General features: G+C 69.9%; 16 protein-coding genes. 7 read left to right on the top strand and 9 right to left on the bottom strand.

Annotation, left to right across the window (positions count from 1 at the left end):
• Positions 1–6: 6 nt before the first annotated feature.
• From ACA089_RS05130 to asnS, 8 genes are read right to left on the bottom strand one after another with little or no spacing between them, the layout of a single operon-like run.
• Entirely contained in the window at positions 7–1,401 is a 1,395-nt protein-coding gene (locus ACA089_RS05130) for an FAD-dependent oxidoreductase (RefSeq protein WP_372014056.1), read from the bottom strand.
• Positions 1,391–2,674, bottom strand: coding sequence for a kynureninase (gene kynU / locus ACA089_RS05125; protein WP_372014054.1), 1,284 nt, complete (start codon positions 2,672–2,674; stop codon positions 1,391–1,393). The genes ACA089_RS05130 and kynU overlap by 11 nt, the downstream gene beginning before the upstream one ends.
• Before the next feature lie 24 nt (positions 2,675–2,698).
• The gene (locus ACA089_RS05120; protein WP_372014052.1) at positions 2,699–3,262 is read right to left on the bottom strand and encodes a 3-hydroxyanthranilate 3,4-dioxygenase; all 564 of its coding nucleotides are present in this window, start codon (positions 3,260–3,262) and stop codon (positions 2,699–2,701) included.
• Between the two features lie 29 nt (positions 3,263–3,291).
• Positions 3,292–3,957: a carbonate dehydratase gene (gene can / locus ACA089_RS05115; RefSeq protein ID WP_372014050.1), complete on the bottom strand. Its 666-nt coding sequence runs from the start codon at positions 3,955–3,957 to the stop codon at positions 3,292–3,294.
• Positions 3,958–4,005: 48 nt separating this feature from the next.
• Complete coding sequence (locus ACA089_RS05110) at positions 4,006–4,638, bottom strand: FMN-binding negative transcriptional regulator (RefSeq protein WP_372014048.1); 633 nt, start codon at positions 4,636–4,638, stop codon at positions 4,006–4,008.
• A gap of 4 nt (positions 4,639–4,642) precedes the next feature.
• A complete protein-coding gene (locus tag ACA089_RS05105; protein WP_372014045.1) occupies positions 4,643–4,942 on the bottom strand; it encodes a hypothetical protein in 300 nt (99 codons plus the stop codon).
• Positions 4,939–5,244, bottom strand: coding sequence for a hypothetical protein (locus tag ACA089_RS05100; RefSeq protein WP_372014043.1), 306 nt, complete (start codon positions 5,242–5,244; stop codon positions 4,939–4,941). Before ACA089_RS05100 ends, ACA089_RS05105 begins: the two co-directional genes overlap by 4 nt.
• Positions 5,245–5,257: 13 nt before the next feature.
• Positions 5,258–6,658, bottom strand: coding sequence for an asparagine--tRNA ligase (gene asnS / locus ACA089_RS05095; RefSeq protein WP_372014041.1), 1,401 nt, complete (start codon positions 6,656–6,658; stop codon positions 5,258–5,260).
• 177 nt (positions 6,659–6,835) lie between these two features.
• On the opposite strand from asnS, the gene ACA089_RS05090 reads away from it, so the two are divergent.
• From ACA089_RS05090 to ACA089_RS05060, 7 genes are all read left to right on the top strand, one after another.
• A complete protein-coding gene (locus ACA089_RS05090; RefSeq protein WP_372014039.1) occupies positions 6,836–7,168 on the top strand; it encodes a HesB/IscA family protein in 333 nt (110 codons plus the stop codon).
• 160 nt (positions 7,169–7,328) lie between these two features.
• The gene (locus tag ACA089_RS05085) at positions 7,329–9,128 is read left to right on the top strand and encodes a DUF885 domain-containing protein (RefSeq protein ID WP_372014037.1); all 1,800 of its coding nucleotides are present in this window, start codon (positions 7,329–7,331) and stop codon (positions 9,126–9,128) included.
• Positions 9,129–9,421: 293 nt separating this feature from the next.
• Complete coding sequence (gene rpsF, locus ACA089_RS05080) at positions 9,422–9,850, top strand: 30S ribosomal protein S6 (RefSeq protein ID WP_372014035.1); 429 nt, start codon at positions 9,422–9,424, stop codon at positions 9,848–9,850.
• Between the two features lie 11 nt (positions 9,851–9,861).
• Positions 9,862–10,092, top strand: a complete 231-nt coding sequence (gene rpsR / locus ACA089_RS05075; protein WP_052633502.1) for a 30S ribosomal protein S18 — start codon at positions 9,862–9,864, stop codon at positions 10,090–10,092.
• Positions 10,093–10,246: 154 nt separating this feature from the next.
• Complete coding sequence (gene rplI / locus ACA089_RS05070; protein WP_372014032.1) at positions 10,247–10,699, top strand: 50S ribosomal protein L9; 453 nt, start codon at positions 10,247–10,249, stop codon at positions 10,697–10,699.
• A 215-nt stretch (positions 10,700–10,914) separates the two neighbouring features.
• Complete coding sequence (locus ACA089_RS05065; RefSeq protein WP_372014030.1) at positions 10,915–12,330, top strand: replicative DNA helicase; 1,416 nt, start codon at positions 10,915–10,917, stop codon at positions 12,328–12,330.
• Between the two features lie 91 nt (positions 12,331–12,421).
• A complete protein-coding gene (locus ACA089_RS05060; protein WP_372014027.1) occupies positions 12,422–13,099 on the top strand; it encodes an OmpA family protein in 678 nt (225 codons plus the stop codon).
• Between the two features lie 75 nt (positions 13,100–13,174).
• Here the strand turns inward: ACA089_RS05060 and ACA089_RS05055 are convergent, their stop codons facing one another.
• Positions 13,175–14,209: a LysR family transcriptional regulator gene (locus ACA089_RS05055; RefSeq protein ID WP_372014024.1), complete on the bottom strand. Its 1,035-nt coding sequence runs from the start codon at positions 14,207–14,209 to the stop codon at positions 13,175–13,177.
• Between the last annotated feature and the right edge of the window lie 279 nt (positions 14,210–14,488).

Raw genomic sequence — 14,488 nt, 5'->3', positions numbered from 1 at the left:
CGCGCCTCAGCGCGCGTCCTCCAGCACGTCGAGGCGCTCGTGCACCACCTGCGCCAGCGCGTCCCAGTCGACGCCGGCCAGGTCGGTGCGCCCGCGCGTGGCCTCCACCAGGATCCCGCGCTGGATCTCGCTGCGTTCCAGCGCCACCGCGTAGGGAATGCGCATGAACGTGACCATCGTGTAGTGCGGGACGAAGCGCTGCGGATGGCGCTGCTGCAGGGCGCGCTCGAGCTCGCGCTGGAGCAGGAACGCCGGATCGTCCACGCGGTCGCGCATCTCGACGTAGTTTTCCAGGGCCATCGCCTGGATCGCCGCGGCGTCGGGCTTGCGCTGGGCCTCGAACGCGGCGAAGGCGGACGCCAGCGAAGGCTGCCGGTCCATCGCGTCGGCCAGGGCCACGCAGTCCTCGAACGCGCAGTTCATGCCCTGGCCGTGGAACGGAACCATCGCATGCGCGGCATCGCCCAGCACCAGCGCGCGCCCGCCGAGGTGCCAGCGGTCCAGGTACAGCGTGCCGAGCAGGCCGGGCGGATGGTGCTCCCAGTCCTGTTCCAGGTCCGGGATCAGCGGCAGCGCGTCCGGGAAGTCCCGGGCGAACAGCGCGCGCACCTCCGCCCCGCTGCGCACGCTGGCGAAGCTCGGGTCGCCCGTGCCGCCGGCGGCGTGGTTGGGCAGGAACAGGGTGACGGTGAATGTGCGCTCGTCGTTCGGCAGTGCGATGCACATGTAGCGCCCGCGCGGCCAGATGTGCAGCGCGTTCGGTTCGATCCGGAACTCCCCGTCCGGCCCGGGCGGGATGGTGAGTTCCTTGTAGGAGTGGTCGAGGAATTCGGTGCGCTCGCCGAAACCGGCCTTGCGCACCATTTCCCCCCGCAGCGCCGAACCGGCGCCGTCGGTGCCGATCAGGGTCTCGAAGCGGATGTCGTGCGGCTGGTCGTCGCGGTCGTCGATCAGCCGCGCGTAGCCCGCGTCGAAGTCCACGGTGTGCAGCCGGCGGTGGAAGTGGATGGTCGCGCCCGCCTGCTCGGCGGCGCGCAGCAGGGTGATGTTGAGGTCGGCGCGATGCACCGACCAGATCACCTCGGTGTCGTCGCGGCCGTAGCGCTGCAGCTGCAGCCCGCCATCCGCGGCGTGGACCATGCGGCCGCGCATCATCACCGCCTGGCCCATGACCGCGTCCTCGACGCCGGCGGCGCGCAGCGCGTGGCGCCCGCGTTCGGCCAGGGCCAGGTTGATCGAACGGCCGGACTCGTAGCCCTTGATCCGCGGGTCGCCGCGGCGCTCGTAGACGGTGACCTTCCAGCCGCGCTGCGACAGCAGGATGGCCAGCAGCGAGCCGGCCAGGCCGGCGCCGATCAGGGTCAGTTCGCGGCGGCGCGGCGAGCCGGTGTCAGACCCCACGCCAATGCTCCACTTCCTCGACGAAACGCAGCACGTCGCCGAAGCGGTTGTAGAGCGGGGCCGGCGAGATCCGGATCACGTCCGGTTCGCGCCAGTCGCCGAGGATCCCGGTCTCGCGCAGATACTCGAACAGCTCCCGGCCCCGGCCCCTGGACGATTCGTCGCAGCCGCCGGCCACGCGCAGGGAGAGCTGCGCGCCGCGGCGCGCAGGCTCGGCTGGCGTGATGATCTCGAGCGTGCCGGACAAACGCTCGCGGATCAGCGCCTCGAGGAAGCCGGTCAGCTTCTCGGACTTGGCCCGCAGCGCCGGCATGCCGCCGGCCCGGTCGAACTGCTCGAGCGCCGCGCGCAGCGGCGCCAGCGCCAGCACCGGCGGATTGGACAGCTGCCAGCCTTCCGCCCCTGCGGCTGGCACGAATTCCGGCGCCATGCGGAAGCGGGTGGCGGGGTCATGCCCCCACCAGCCCGCCATGCGCGGCAGCCCGGCCTGGCCGTGGCGCTCGTGCACGAAGCAGCCGGCGACCGCGCCCGGCCCGGCATTGACGTACTTGTAGTGGCACCACACGGCGAAGTCGGCGCCGCTGTCATGCAGGGCCAGCGGCAGGTTGCCCACGGCATGCGCCAGATCGAAGCCGGCGACCGCCCCCTGGGCCTGCGCCAGCCGGGCGATGGCGGACAGGTCGAACGCCTGGCCGGTGCGGTACTGGATGCCGGGCCACAGCACCAGCGCCAGGCGCGGGCCGTGGTCGGCGATGGCCTGCCCGATGGCGGCCATCGAGATCGTGCCGTTGGCTTCGTCGGGCTGGACTTCCACCAGGTCGACGGAAGGATCGAATCCGTGCAGCCGGATCTGCGATTCCACCGCGTGGCGGTCGGACGGGAACGCGCCGGCCTCGATCAGGATCGCGGAGCGGCCCGCGGCCGGCCGGTAGAAGCTGGCCAGCATCAGGTGCAGGTTCACGGTGAGCGTGTTCATCGCCACCACTTCCTGCGGCAGCGCGCCGACCAGCCGCGCCAGCGGCTCGCGCACCAGCGCGTGGTAGGTCATCCACGCGGTGTCGCCGCTGAAGTGGCCCTCGACGGCTTCGCCGGCCCACTTGTCCAGCACCTCCAGCACGTGCGCACGGGCGCCCCGCGGCTGCAGGCCCAGCGAGTTGCCGACGAAGTAGGTCTGCTCGCGGTCGCGGTGCTTCGGGATCAGGAACTCGTTGCGGAACGGACGCAGCGGGTCGGCGGCGTCCATGGCGAGGGCATAGGTGCGGGCGTTGGTCATGGAATCTCGGCGGGCGCGGGCGCCTCAGGTGAGGTCGGCCAGCGATTCGGGTTGCGGGTCGTAGCGCGCCGGGCGCGGGTTGAGGTGCCCGCAGTGGCGGCAGGTGCGGCGCTCCTGCGAACCGTAGAAGCGGTCGAACACCGGCGGGAAGTCCTGCTCGATGTCGCGCAGGTGGAAGAATTCCTCGTACAGCTTGTGGTTGCACTGCTGGCAGTACCAGAGCAGCCCGTCGTGCTCATGCGCCAGCCGGCGGCGCTCGACCACCAGGCCGACGCTGCCGGGCAGGCGCTGCGGCGAGTGCGGCACGCGCGGCGGCAGCAGGAAGATCTCGCCGGCGCGGATCGGGATGTCGCGCAGCGTGCCCGGGCCGCCGTCCGGGTGCTCCTGCACCCGCAGCACCATCTCGCCCTCGAGCTGGTAGAACCACTCCGGGCCCTCGTCCCAGTGGAAATCGGTGCGCGCGTTGGGACCGCCGACGACCATGACGATGAACTCGCCGTCGTAGATGCACTTGTTGCCGACCGGCGGCTTGAGCAGGTGGCGGTGTTCCTCGATCCAGGCCTGCAGGTTGAGCGGGGCGGGCAGCATGCGGACTCCTGCGTGGGCCTGGCGGCCGTTCAGCGGTTTTCCCGGTCCTCGCGGATGCGGGCCAGGGCGGCGTCGTACTTCGAGGACAGGCAATCGATGCTGTCGATGTCCATCCCCAGGTGGTGCACGCGGCCGTCCTTGAGGCTGTAGACCCAGCCGTGCACGGTCAGTTCCTGGCCTCGTGCCCAGGCGTCGCGGACGATGGTGGTCTGGCAGACGTTGACCACCTGCTCGAGCACGTTGAGCTCGCACAGCCGGTCGTGCTGCAGTTCCAGCGCGCCGACGTGGTGCAGGCATTCGGCGTGGCGCTCGGCCACGTCGGTGACGTGGCGGATCCAGTTGTCGACCAGGCCCAGGCGCAGCTTGGTCAGGCCGGCATAGACGCCGCCGCAGCCATAGTGGCCGACCACCAGGATGTGCTTGACCTTGAGCACGTCCACGGCGAACTGGATCACCGACAGGCAGTTGAGGTCGGTGTGGACCACGACGTTGGCCACGTTGCGGTGGACGAAGACCTCGCCCGGCGCCATGTCGATGATCTGGTTGGCCGGCACCCGTGAATCGGAACAGCCGATCCAGAGGAACTCCGGCGCCTGCTGTTGCGAGAGCCGCGAGAAGAATTCCGGGTCCTCCGCGCGCACGCGCTCGGACCAGGCATGGTTGCGGCGGATCAGTTCGTTGAGTTCGTCGGCCATGCCGGCATTATCACAGACATCGACGGCGCCGCGCCGCCCCCGGGGCGGTCAGCGGGCGCGCCGGGCCAGCCGGTCGGCCATCAGCCCGGCGACCGCGGCCGGTGCCTCGCCCGGCAGCTGGCGCAGGCCGGCGATCGCGCCCTCCACATTCGCGACCGGATGGTTCTGGTTGAGCTTGAACTTGAGTTCGATCCGCGTGGCGCGCACGCGGAAGCCGACGATGCCGCGCAGCTGCCGGCGCTCGCGCTCGTCGGCCGGGTCGTAGCGCCAGTCGCCACCGACCTGCGTCTCGAAGCGCTCGCCCAGGCGCGCGACGATCGAGGCCAGCTCGTCCTCGGCGTGCAGCGCCTCGAGCATCCCGTGGAGGTGGGCGGCGGCATAGTTCCAGGTCGGCACGCGCGCGGCCTCGGCCTTGTCCGGGTACCAGCCGGGCGAGATGTAGTGGTGCGGGCCGTGCACGATGATCAGTGCGGGGCCGGCGTGCGATGCCTGCGGGTTGGGCCTGGCCCAGTGGCCTTCGACGATCACGTCGCCACCGTGGCGGGCGTACAGGACCGGCAGGTGGGTGGCCAGCGGCAGGCCATCCTCGCCGGTGGTCACCAGGGTGACGAACGGATCGCGCGCCAGCAGCCAGTCCAGTCCGGCCAGGTCGTCCTCGGCGAAGGCGCGAGGCGTGTACACGCGTTCAGGCCCGGCGGCCGAGGTTCACGCTCATCAGGGGCACCAGCTCCTCGTCGCCGGGCGCACGCGGCGGGGCGACCTCGTCCAGCGAGAAGCCGTGCTCCAGCGCGTCGTCCTCGTCCAGGCCGTCGAACTCGACGTAGCTGGCGTCCAGCAGCATCGAGCGGGCGGTGTCCACGCTGTCGTACGCATGCAGCGCGCCTTCGTGGTCGAGGACCTCGGCGGTGCCGGCCTCGCGTTCGCGCAGGCGGGCCCAGTGCAGGGTGCGGCCGAGGGTGGCGATCCACCAGGTGTCATGGGTCATGCGAGCGTCTCCGCGGCCAGCCACAGCAGGCCGGCCATGGCCAGGGAAGCGATGATGGTCAGCAGCGCGATCCGCGCCGGCGTGGCCAGCCCGCTGAGCGAACGGTCGCCGGCGCTGCGGTAGCCGCCGGCCAGCAGCCAGCGCAGCGCGGCGGGGTTGAGGAACGCGCCGGCGCCGAAATCGGCCGCGGTCCCGGCATGGCGGTCGCGCACGTGGACCAGGGTCAGCGGCCAGAAGATCACGAACGCGCTGGCGCCGGCGATGGCCACGCCGATGAAGCACAGGGCGAAGAACAGGATCACGTCCGCCGGCGCCTCAGAACTCGGCGCTGCCGGGCGCGCGCGGGTAGGCGATCGCGTCGCGGATGTTGGACAGCCCGCAGACGTAGACCACCAGGCGCTCGAAGCCCAGCCCGAAGCCGGCGTGCGGCACGCCGCCGTAGCGGCGGAAGTCGCGGTACCACTGGTAGTGCTCCGGATCGAGGCCGAACTGGGCCATGCGCGCGTCGAGCACGTCCAGGCGCTCCTCGCGCTGGCTGCCGCCGATGATCTCGCCGATGCCCGGGGCCAGCACGTCCATCGCCGCGACGGTTCTCCCGTCGTCGTTCAGGCGCATGTAGAACGCCTTGATGTGCTCGGGGTAGTTCATCACCACCACCGGGCGGCCGACGTGTTCCTCGGTCAGCCAGCGCTCGTGCTCGGTCTGCAGGTCCAGGCCCCATTCGACCGGGAACTCGAACTTCTTCTGCGACTTCTGCAGCAGGCCGATCGCGTCGGTGTAGTCGATCCGCTCGAACGGGGCGTTGATGAACGATTCCAGACGGGTGATCGCGTCAGGCTGCACGCGCTCGGCGATGAACGCCATGTCGTCGGCGCGCTCCTCGAGCACGGCGCGGAACAGGTACTTGAGGAAGTCCTCGGCCAGGTCGGCGTCGGCGGCCAGGTCGGCGAAGGCGATCTCCGGCTCGATCATCCAGAACTCGGCCAGGTGCCGGGTGGTGTTGCTGTTCTCGGCGCGGAAGGTGGGACCGAAGGTGTAGACCTTGCTCAGCGCCAGGCAGTAGGCCTCGACGTTGAGCTGGCCGGACACGGTCAGGAAGGTCTCCTTGCCGAAGAAGTCGCGCGAGAAGTCCACCGCGCCGTCCTTGCCGCGCGGCAGGTTGGCCAGGTCCAGGGTCGAGACGCGGAACATCTGCCCGGCGCCCTCGGCGTCGGAGGTGGTGATGATTGGCGTGCTGATCCAGTAGAAGCCGCGCTCGTGGAAGAAGCGGTGCACGGCCTGCGACAGGCAGTGGCGGATGCGGGTGACCGCGCCGAACAGGTTGGTGCGCGGGCGCAGGTGGGCGAATTCGCGCAGGTACTCGAGCGAATGCTGCTTGGGCTGCATCGGGTAGGTGAGCGGGTCCTCGACCCAGCCGACGACCTCGACCTTCGAGGCCTGGATCTCGAAGCTCTGGCCCTGGCCCTGCGAGGCCACCAGGGTGCCGGTGGCGATCACCGAGCAGCCGGTGGTGAGGTGCTTCACCTCGGTCTCGTAGTTGGGCAGGGCCGCGGGGGCCACGACCTGGATCGGCGCGAAGCAGGAGCCGTCGCTGACATTGACAAAGCTCAGGCCGGCCTTGGAGTCGCGCCGGGTCCGCACCCAGCCGCGGACGGTGACCTCGCCGCCGGCGGGGATCTTGCCCGCGAGCGCATGTTCGACGCTGACCACCGTCATGGCTTGAATCCTTGTGTCGTGGAGCCCATCTGGAAGGGCGGAAGTGTAGCGGCTGCGGCCGCGCCGGTGCGAGGCGCCGGTGCCCGCGTACGCCGCTGCGTCCCGGAACCAACGCCAATCGCGGCGGCGGCGGGACGCGTCCAACGCCTATAATCGAGGCGCAAACCGGAGATCCCCATGGCCGTGACCCTGACCCCCCTTGCGCTGGAACGCGTGCAGCGCTTCCTGCAGCGCGATCCGACCGCCCTGGGCCTGCGCTTCGGCGTGGAGCGCACCGGCTGTTCGGGCTGGGGCCACGTGGCCGACCTGGCACGGGACCGGCGCGAGGGCGACGCGGTCTTCGAGCAGGAGGGCGTCCGCATCTTCGTCGACGCGCAGAGCCTGCCGCTGGTCGACGGCACCCGGATCGACTTCGCCCGGCAGGGGCTCAGCGAGGCGTTCGTGTTCGAGAACCCCAACGCCCAGGCCGAATGCGGCTGCGGCGAGAGCTTCACCACCGGTCCGGGCTGAGGGGGCGCGGCGCTCGCAGCGCAGGATCCACGCCGGCGGCGGGTCGCGGGGCGCCATGCCCCCGCCGCGCCGCCATGGCGTGCGGCGAACGGGGACTTCCGGCACGGCCGCGCCCAGGCCGGCCGCGTTAGGCTTGGCGCTTTCCGCCTCCGGACTTCCCATGCGCCGCACCCTCCTGCTCGTCGCCCTGGCTGCCTGCCTTCCCGTCGTGCCGGCCATCGCGGCCGATGCCCCGGCGGCGGCCCCGCGCAACGCCGCCGCCGCCGCGCTGCACCGCCTGTTCGAGTCGGAGTGGGAGCGCGGCCTGCGCGAATCGCCCGAGAGCGCGGCCTACCAGGGTGATCGCCGCTATGACGACCGCTGGAGCGATGTCAGCCTCGCGGCCGTGGCCCGCCGCGAAGCGGCCGACCGCGACGCGCTGGCAGCATTGAAGCGGATCGACCGCGCCGCGCTGTCGCCGGCCGACCAGCTCAACTACGACACCTTCGCCTGGTTGCAGGAGCGGGCGGTGGCGCGGCAGCAGTTCCGCGAGTACCTGCAGCCCGTCGGCCACCAGGGCGGGGTGCAGACCGCCGACGGGCTGGCCGAGCTGCTGCCGTTCGCCAGCGCGCAGGACTACCGCAACTGGATCGCGCGGCTGGACGCGCTGCCGGTGCTGGTCGACCAGACCACCGCCCTGATGCGGGCCGGCATGGAGGCGGGCAGCATGCCGCCGAAGGTGCTGATGCAGCGCGTGCCGGGCCAGATCCGCGCGCAGGTGGTCGAGGATCCGGCGAAGAGTCCGTTCTACAAGCCGTTCCTGAAGATGCCGGAGTCGATCCCGGGGGCCGAGCAGGAGGCGTTGCGCAGGCAGGCGCGCGAGGCGATCGCGGGCAAGGTGGTGCCGGCCTACCGCGCGTTCGGCCGTTTCTTCGAACAGGACTACCTGCCGCGCGCGCGCGACACCATCGCCGCCACCGCGCTGCCGGACGGACCGGCCTACTACGACTTCCTCGCCGGCTGGTACACCACCACCGGGCTGACCGCCGACCAGATCCACGAAATCGGCCTGGGGGAAGTGGCGCGGATCCGCGCGGAGATGGAGAAGATCCGCGAGGAGGTCGGCTTCAAGGGCGACCTGCGTGCGTTCTTCCAGCACCTGCGTACCGACCCGAAGTTCTTCCACAAGGACCCGGCCGACCTGCTCGAGGCCTACCAGGCCCTGTCCAAGCGGATCGACCCTGAGCTGGTGAAGGTGTTCCGCACCATCCCGCGCCTGCCGTACGGGGTGCGCCCGATCCCGGACAACATCGCCCCCGACACCACCACGGCTTACTACCAGCCGGGCGCGGTGGATGGCAGCCGCGCCGGCTTCTATTACGTCAACCTGTACAAGCCGGAGGTCCGGCCCAAGTGGGAGATGCTGGCGCTGTCGCTGCACGAGGCGGTGCCGGGCCACCACTTCCAGTTCGCCCGCGGCGCCGAACTGCCGGACATGCCGATGTTCCGGCGGACCGCCTACTTCGTCGCCTACGGCGAGGGCTGGGGCCTGTACGCCGAGCGCCTGGGTTACGACATGGGCCTGTACGACGACCCCTACGACCGCATGGGCCAGCTGGCCTACGACATGTGGCGCGCGGTGCGGCTGGTGGTCGACACCGGCATGCACGCCAAGGGCTGGAGCCGGCAGCAGGCGATCGACTTCTTCATGGACAACTCTCCGAAGACCGAGCAGGACGTGGTCAACGAGATCGACCGCTACATCGCCTGGCCGGGCCAGGCCCTGGCCTACAAGATCGGCCAGCTGCGGATCTCGGCCCTGCGCGAGGAGGCCGCGCGCGAGCTCGGGCCGGCGTTCGACGTCCGCGACTTCCACGATGCGGTGCTGGAAACCGGTTCGGTACCGCTGGAAACGCTGGAGACCCATGTCCGGGCGTGGATCGCGGCGCGGAAGAAGGCGGCGGGAGCCAAGGCAGGCTAGCCCTTACGAAACAGTCGGTTACGTGGTATTCCTGTCCCGGCCGTCACCACGCCAGGCGGCCCATGCCGGCCGCCTGGCGGGCCCGCACCGGTCGGCCGTGCCGTGTCAGGAGGCCTCGGCAGCGGCGGCGCGGCACCGGCCAAGGCTCCCGCGTTTGCGCCCAAGTGCCTGAACCTGCATAATTTCCGGCTCCCTGCGCCACTCCGTGCCGGGAGACCTTGCCCCACCGCGTCCGTTCCGGATCGACGGGGGGCTGCCAGGCCCGCGAGGGCCGCATCCACGAGGAAGACACCATGCGTCATTACGAAGTCGTGTTCCTGGTCCATCCGGACCAGAGCGAGCAGGTGCCGGCGATGATCGAGCGCTACAAGTCGCTCATCGAGAACGCCAGCGGCACCATCCACCGCCTGGAAGACTGGGGCCGCCGCCAGCTGGCGTACCCGATCCAGAACCTGGTCAAGGCCCACTACGTGCTGTTCAACATCGAGGCCAACCAGGCCACGATCGACGAGCTGGTCGAGACCTTCCGCTTCAACGACGCGATCCTGCGCCACCTGGTCATCCGCCGCGACGGCCCGGACACCGAGCAGTCGCTGATCATGAAGAGCAAGGACGAGAAGGGCGACAAGCCCGAGCGTGGCGAGCGCCGCCGCCGTGACGAGGAAGGCGAGGGCACTGCCGCCGCCGCCGACAACGACGGCGACAACGCCGAAGCCGCCTAAGGAGCCCAGCCATGTCCAAGTTCTTCCGCCGCCGCAAGTTCTGCAAGTTCACTGCCGAGGGTGTCAAGGAGATCGATTACAAGGATCTCAACACCCTGCGCCAGTACCTGACCGAGAACGGCAAGATCGTCCCGAGCCGCGTCACCGGCACCAAGTCGCGTTACCAGCGCCAGCTGTCGACCGCGATCAAGCGCGCCCGTTTCCTGGCCCTGATCCCGTACACCGACAACCACGACGTGTAAATCCGGGTCCTCGGAAGAGCCCGCACATCCATGTGCGGACTTTTCACGAAAGGCCGCGGATTGACGAACCGGCTGTTGAATCCAAACGTCCGATCCGGACAGCAATCGTTGCGGCGCCCGCCCGGGCGTCGCTAACGGATAGAGGAGCAATACGATGGAACTGATCCTTCTGCAGAAGGTCACCAACCTGGGCGGCCTGGGCGACAAGGTCAAGGTGAAGCCGGGCTACGGCCGCAACTTCCTGGTGCCGCAGGGCAAGGCCGTGCCGGCCACCGCCGCCAACCTGGCCGAGTTCGAGGCCAAGCGCGCCGAGTACGAAGCCAAGGCGAAGGCCAGCCTCGACGGTGCCCAGTCCCGCCTGGCGCAGCTGGAAGGCGCCAGCGTGACCCTGAAGGCCAACGCCTCGACCGAAGGCAAGCTGTACGGCTCGGTCGGCCCGCGCGACATCGCCGAGGCGTTCACCGCCGCCGGCCTGCCGCTGGAGAAGAGCGAAGTCATCCTGGGCGAGGGCCCGATCCGCAACATCGGCGAGTTCGACGTGCTCGTGCACCTGCACGCCGACGTCGAGACCACGGTCAAGGTCGTGGTCGAGGCCGAAGCCGCCTGACCTCCGGGTTGGCGTGCTGCAGGGGAAGGGCGCCTCCGGGCGCCCTTCTCTTTTGTGAAGCCACCGTTCGTCGCAACCGGCGAGATCCACCGGTTATACACAGGCCGTGCACAGGGATGTCTGCAACCCCCGTGGCATGGAGGCGACTAGGATGGCCGACCGGTTCCCGTCGTGCCCGGGGCGCTTGTCGCCCGACCCAGGAGTCCTGCATCCCGATGTCCGCCCGTCCAGGCTTCCGCAACGACCGCAACGACCGCAACGATCGCGGCGACGCCCGCATCGACCAGCTTCGCGTCCCGCCGCATTCGGTCGAGGCCGAGCAGGCGGTCCTTGGCGGCCTCATGCTCGCGCCCGAATCCTACGATTCGGTCGGCGACGTGCTGGTCGAGAAGGACTTCTACCGGCGCGACCACCAGCTGGTCTACCGTGCGATCCGCGAGCTGGCCGAGAAGAGCCGGCCGTTCGACGCGGTGACCCTGGGCGAGTGGTTCGATTCGCAGGGCCTGGCCGAGCAGGTCGGCGGCGGCGCCTACCTGGTCGAGCTGGCCACCACCACGCCGTCGGCGGCCAACATCCGCGCCTACGCCGAGATCGTCCGCGACAAGGCCGTGCTGCGGCAGCTGATCGAGGTCGGCACCGAGATCGTCAACGACGGCTTCCAGCCCGAGGGGCGCGACAGCTCGGCGCTGCTCGCGAAGGCCGAGCAGGAGGTGTTCGCGATCGCCGAGGCCGGCGCCCGCGGCCGCACCGATTTCACCGGCCTCAACACCGCGCTGCGCGACGCCTTCGAGGTGCTGCAGAAGCGCTTCGAGAGCGGCGGCAACATCACCGGCCTGCCGACCGGCTACACCGAGTTCGACAACATGACCGCCGGCCTGCAGCCGACGGACCTGATCATCCTGGCCGCGCGCCCGGCGATGGGCAAGACCACCTTCGCCCTGAACATCGCCGAGTTCGCGGCGATCAAGTCGAAGAAGGCCGTGGCGGTGTTCTCGATGGAAATGTCGGCCGCGCAGCTCGCCTTGCGCCTGATCTCGTCCAACGGCCGGGTCAACGCCCAGCGCCTGCGCACCGGCCAGCTCGAGGACGAGGACTGGAGCCGGGTCACCAGCGCGATCCGGATGCTCAAGGAAACCAAGATCTTCATCGACGACACCCCGGCGCTGTCGCCGGACGTGCTGCGTTCCAAGTGCCGCCGGCTCAAGCGCGAGCACGGCCTGGGCCTGATCGTGATCGACTACCTGCAGCTGATGCAGGTGCCCGGCAACAGCGAGAACCGCGCCACCGAGATCTCCGAGATCTCGCGTTCGCTCAAGGCGCTGGCCAAGGAGCTCAACGTGCCGGTGATCGCGCTGTCCCAGCTCAACCGCTCGCTGGAGACGCGCACCGACAAGCGCCCGGTGATGGCCGACCTGCGCGAATCGGGCGCCATCGAGCAGGACGCGGACATCATCACCTTCATCTACCGCGACGAGTACTACAACAAGGAAAACTCGCCGGACAAGGGCCTGGCCGAGATCATCATCGGCAAGCACCGCAGCGGCCCGACCGGCTCGCTGAAGCTGAAGTTCTTCGGCGAGTACACGCGCTTCGACAACCTCGCCAACGACGCGGTGGGCGTGTTCGAGTAGGCCGGGCGCTTACCCGGCGCTCACGGAACCGGACATACCATGCGCCCGCCACGGCCGGCTGGCCGTGCTTCCCATGCACAGGAGCGTGTCCATGATCCGCAAGCAGACCTATTCCGTCCTCGCCACCGCCGCGCTGGTCGCGGTGCTGGCCGCGGGCTGCCAGACCACCGACCCCTACACCGGCCAGCAGCAGGCCAACCGCACCGGGACGGGCGCGCTGATCGGCGCGGGCATCGGCATCGCCGCCGGCCTGCTCACCGGTGACAGCGCGGTCGAGCGCCGCCAGCACGCCATGATCGGCGCGGGCATCGGCGCGCTGAGCGGCGGGGCGATCGGCAACTACCAGGACCGCCAGCAGGCCGCGCTCAACGAGAAGCTGCGCGGCACCGGCGTCGACGTGGCGCGCAAGGGCGACAACATCACCCTGAACATGCCGGGCAACGTCACCTTCGCGTTCAACAGCGCCAACATCGACCCGAGCTTCTATCCGGTACTCAACGATGTCGCCGGCGTGCTGCGCGAATACAACCAGACCGTTGTCGAGGTCGCCGGCCATACCGACAACATCGGCAGCGACGAGGTCAACCAGCGGCTGTCCGAGCAGCGCGCCGGCGCCGTCGCCCAGTACCTGCAGGCGCAGGGCGTGCAGCAGCAGCGCCTGATCACGGTCGGTGGCGGCAAGCGCTATCCGATCGCCAGCAACGACACCGAGGCGGGCCGCGCCGCCAACCGCCGGGTCGAGATCACCCTGGTGCCGGTGGAGTCGTAACCGCTCCCCTGCGTGCAGGAAACGGGCCGCGTCGCGGCCCGTTTCCGTTCTTGCGGGGCGGAGCGGCGGGCCGGGTCAGCCCAGCACCTGCTCCAGGATCCGCTTGCCCTCCCATTCGGCCGCGTCTTCCGCGTCGGCGGTTTCAGTGCCGTCGGCCGTGCCCTTGCCGGCAAGGCACTTGGCCGGGCACTGGGCCATCATGTAGTCGGCGTTGCTGCTGAGCCGCTCGACCAGGAAGTCCACGAAGGCGCGCACCTTCGGCGACATCGTCCGGCCACGCGGGAACACCGCGTTGAGGTCGACCTCCGGGCCGGTCCAGCCCGCCAGCACCCGGCGCAGCGCGCCCGCCTCGACATAGGGCTTGGCGGTGACGTCGCTGGCGAGGGTCAGGCCCTCGCCGCACAGCACCGCGCCGAGCAGCGCCGAAGGGTCGTTGGCGACCATCAGCGGCTGGATCGGATATTCGACGGTGCGCGTGCCGTCGCTCAGCGGCCAGGTGATCCGCGAGGGATGGTGGTGGTGCGGCTTGCGCACGGCGACGATGCGGTGGTGCTGCAGTTCATCAGGATGCAGCGGCTCGCCGTGGCGCTCGATGTAGCGCGGGCTGGCGAACACCTGGGTACGGAAGCCGGCCAGCCGGCGGGCGACCATGGTCGAGTCGGCCAGGCTGCCCACGCGCAACGCGACGTCGATCTCGTTGCCGATCAGGTGCACCGGGTCGTTGCTCATGTGCATGTCCAGGCGGATGTCGGGATAGAGCTCGTGGAACTGGCCCAGCAGCGGCGAGATCCAGGCGATGCCGATCGAATAGGACACGGTGAAGCGCAGCCAGCCGCGCGGGCCGCCCTGCAGCTGGCCGACCGCGCTCTCCGCCTCGGCCAGTTCGTGGGCGATGCGCTGGCAGTGTTCGTAATAGACGTTGCCGGCCTCGGTCAGGCCGAGGCGGCGCGTGGTCCGGTGCAGCAGTTGCGCGCCCAGGCGCGTCTCCAGTTCCTGCACCTTGCGGCTGACGGTGGTCTTGGGCAGGCCGAGCGACTTGGCCGCGGCGATGAAACTGCCCTGTTCGATGACTTTGACGAAGACCAGGGTGTCGTTGAGGTCGTGTGCCATGGGAAGAGTCCGGGGGAGGGGATTGGACCGGTTGTGGGATGATTATTCCCTTTAATCCGGACTAATCAAGTCCGGATTGGAGGCGTAACTTGGCCGCCACTTCCCCACGCCAGGGCCGCCGCCATGAAATTACGGGACCTGATCGCCCGCCTCCTGACGCCCTCGGGCCCACGCCATGACAATGACTTGGCGCTGCCCAGCCTCGGTGAAAGCCGGCCTCGCGGGCATTTTCGCGAATTCACCGTGCCACGCCGGTTGCAGCGGGGCGGGGTGGGCGTT

This window comes from Pseudoxanthomonas fibrivorans, assembly GCF_041464125.1.
Lineage (GTDB): Bacteria > Pseudomonadota > Gammaproteobacteria > Xanthomonadales > Xanthomonadaceae > Pseudoxanthomonas.
Note: the sequence above shows the minus strand (reverse complement) of the source record. Positions and strands in the feature narration are given on the sequence as shown.

What these genes read in the sequence shown, in the direction of transcription:
- kynU (WP_372014054.1), bottom strand. Translation starts at nt 2,674, where the DNA reads ATGACCAACGCCCGCACCTATGCCCTCGCCATGGACGCCGCCGACCCG.
- ACA089_RS05120 (WP_372014052.1), bottom strand. Translation starts at nt 3,262, where the DNA reads ATGCTGCCCGCCCCGCTCAACCTGCAGGCCTGGATCGAGGAACACCGC.
- can (WP_372014050.1), bottom strand. Translation starts at nt 3,957, where the DNA reads ATGGCCGACGAACTCAACGAACTGATCCGCCGCAACCATGCCTGGTCC.
- ACA089_RS05105 (WP_372014045.1), bottom strand. Translation starts at nt 4,942, where the DNA reads ATGACCCATGACACCTGGTGGATCGCCACCCTCGGCCGCACCCTGCAC.
- asnS (WP_372014041.1), bottom strand. Translation starts at nt 6,658, where the DNA reads ATGACGGTGGTCAGCGTCGAACATGCGCTCGCGGGCAAGATCCCCGCC.
- ACA089_RS05090 (WP_372014039.1), top strand. Translation starts at nt 6,836, where the DNA reads ATGGCCGTGACCCTGACCCCCCTTGCGCTGGAACGCGTGCAGCGCTTC.
- ACA089_RS05085 (WP_372014037.1), top strand. Translation starts at nt 7,329, where the DNA reads ATGCGCCGCACCCTCCTGCTCGTCGCCCTGGCTGCCTGCCTTCCCGTC.
- rpsF (WP_372014035.1), top strand. Translation starts at nt 9,422, where the DNA reads ATGCGTCATTACGAAGTCGTGTTCCTGGTCCATCCGGACCAGAGCGAG.
- rpsR (WP_052633502.1), top strand. Translation starts at nt 9,862, where the DNA reads ATGTCCAAGTTCTTCCGCCGCCGCAAGTTCTGCAAGTTCACTGCCGAG.
- rplI (WP_372014032.1), top strand. Translation starts at nt 10,247, where the DNA reads ATGGAACTGATCCTTCTGCAGAAGGTCACCAACCTGGGCGGCCTGGGC.
- ACA089_RS05065 (WP_372014030.1), top strand. Translation starts at nt 10,915, where the DNA reads ATGTCCGCCCGTCCAGGCTTCCGCAACGACCGCAACGACCGCAACGAT.
- ACA089_RS05060 (WP_372014027.1), top strand. Translation starts at nt 12,422, where the DNA reads ATGATCCGCAAGCAGACCTATTCCGTCCTCGCCACCGCCGCGCTGGTC.
- ACA089_RS05055 (WP_372014024.1), bottom strand. Translation starts at nt 14,209, where the DNA reads ATGGCACACGACCTCAACGACACCCTGGTCTTCGTCAAAGTCATCGAA.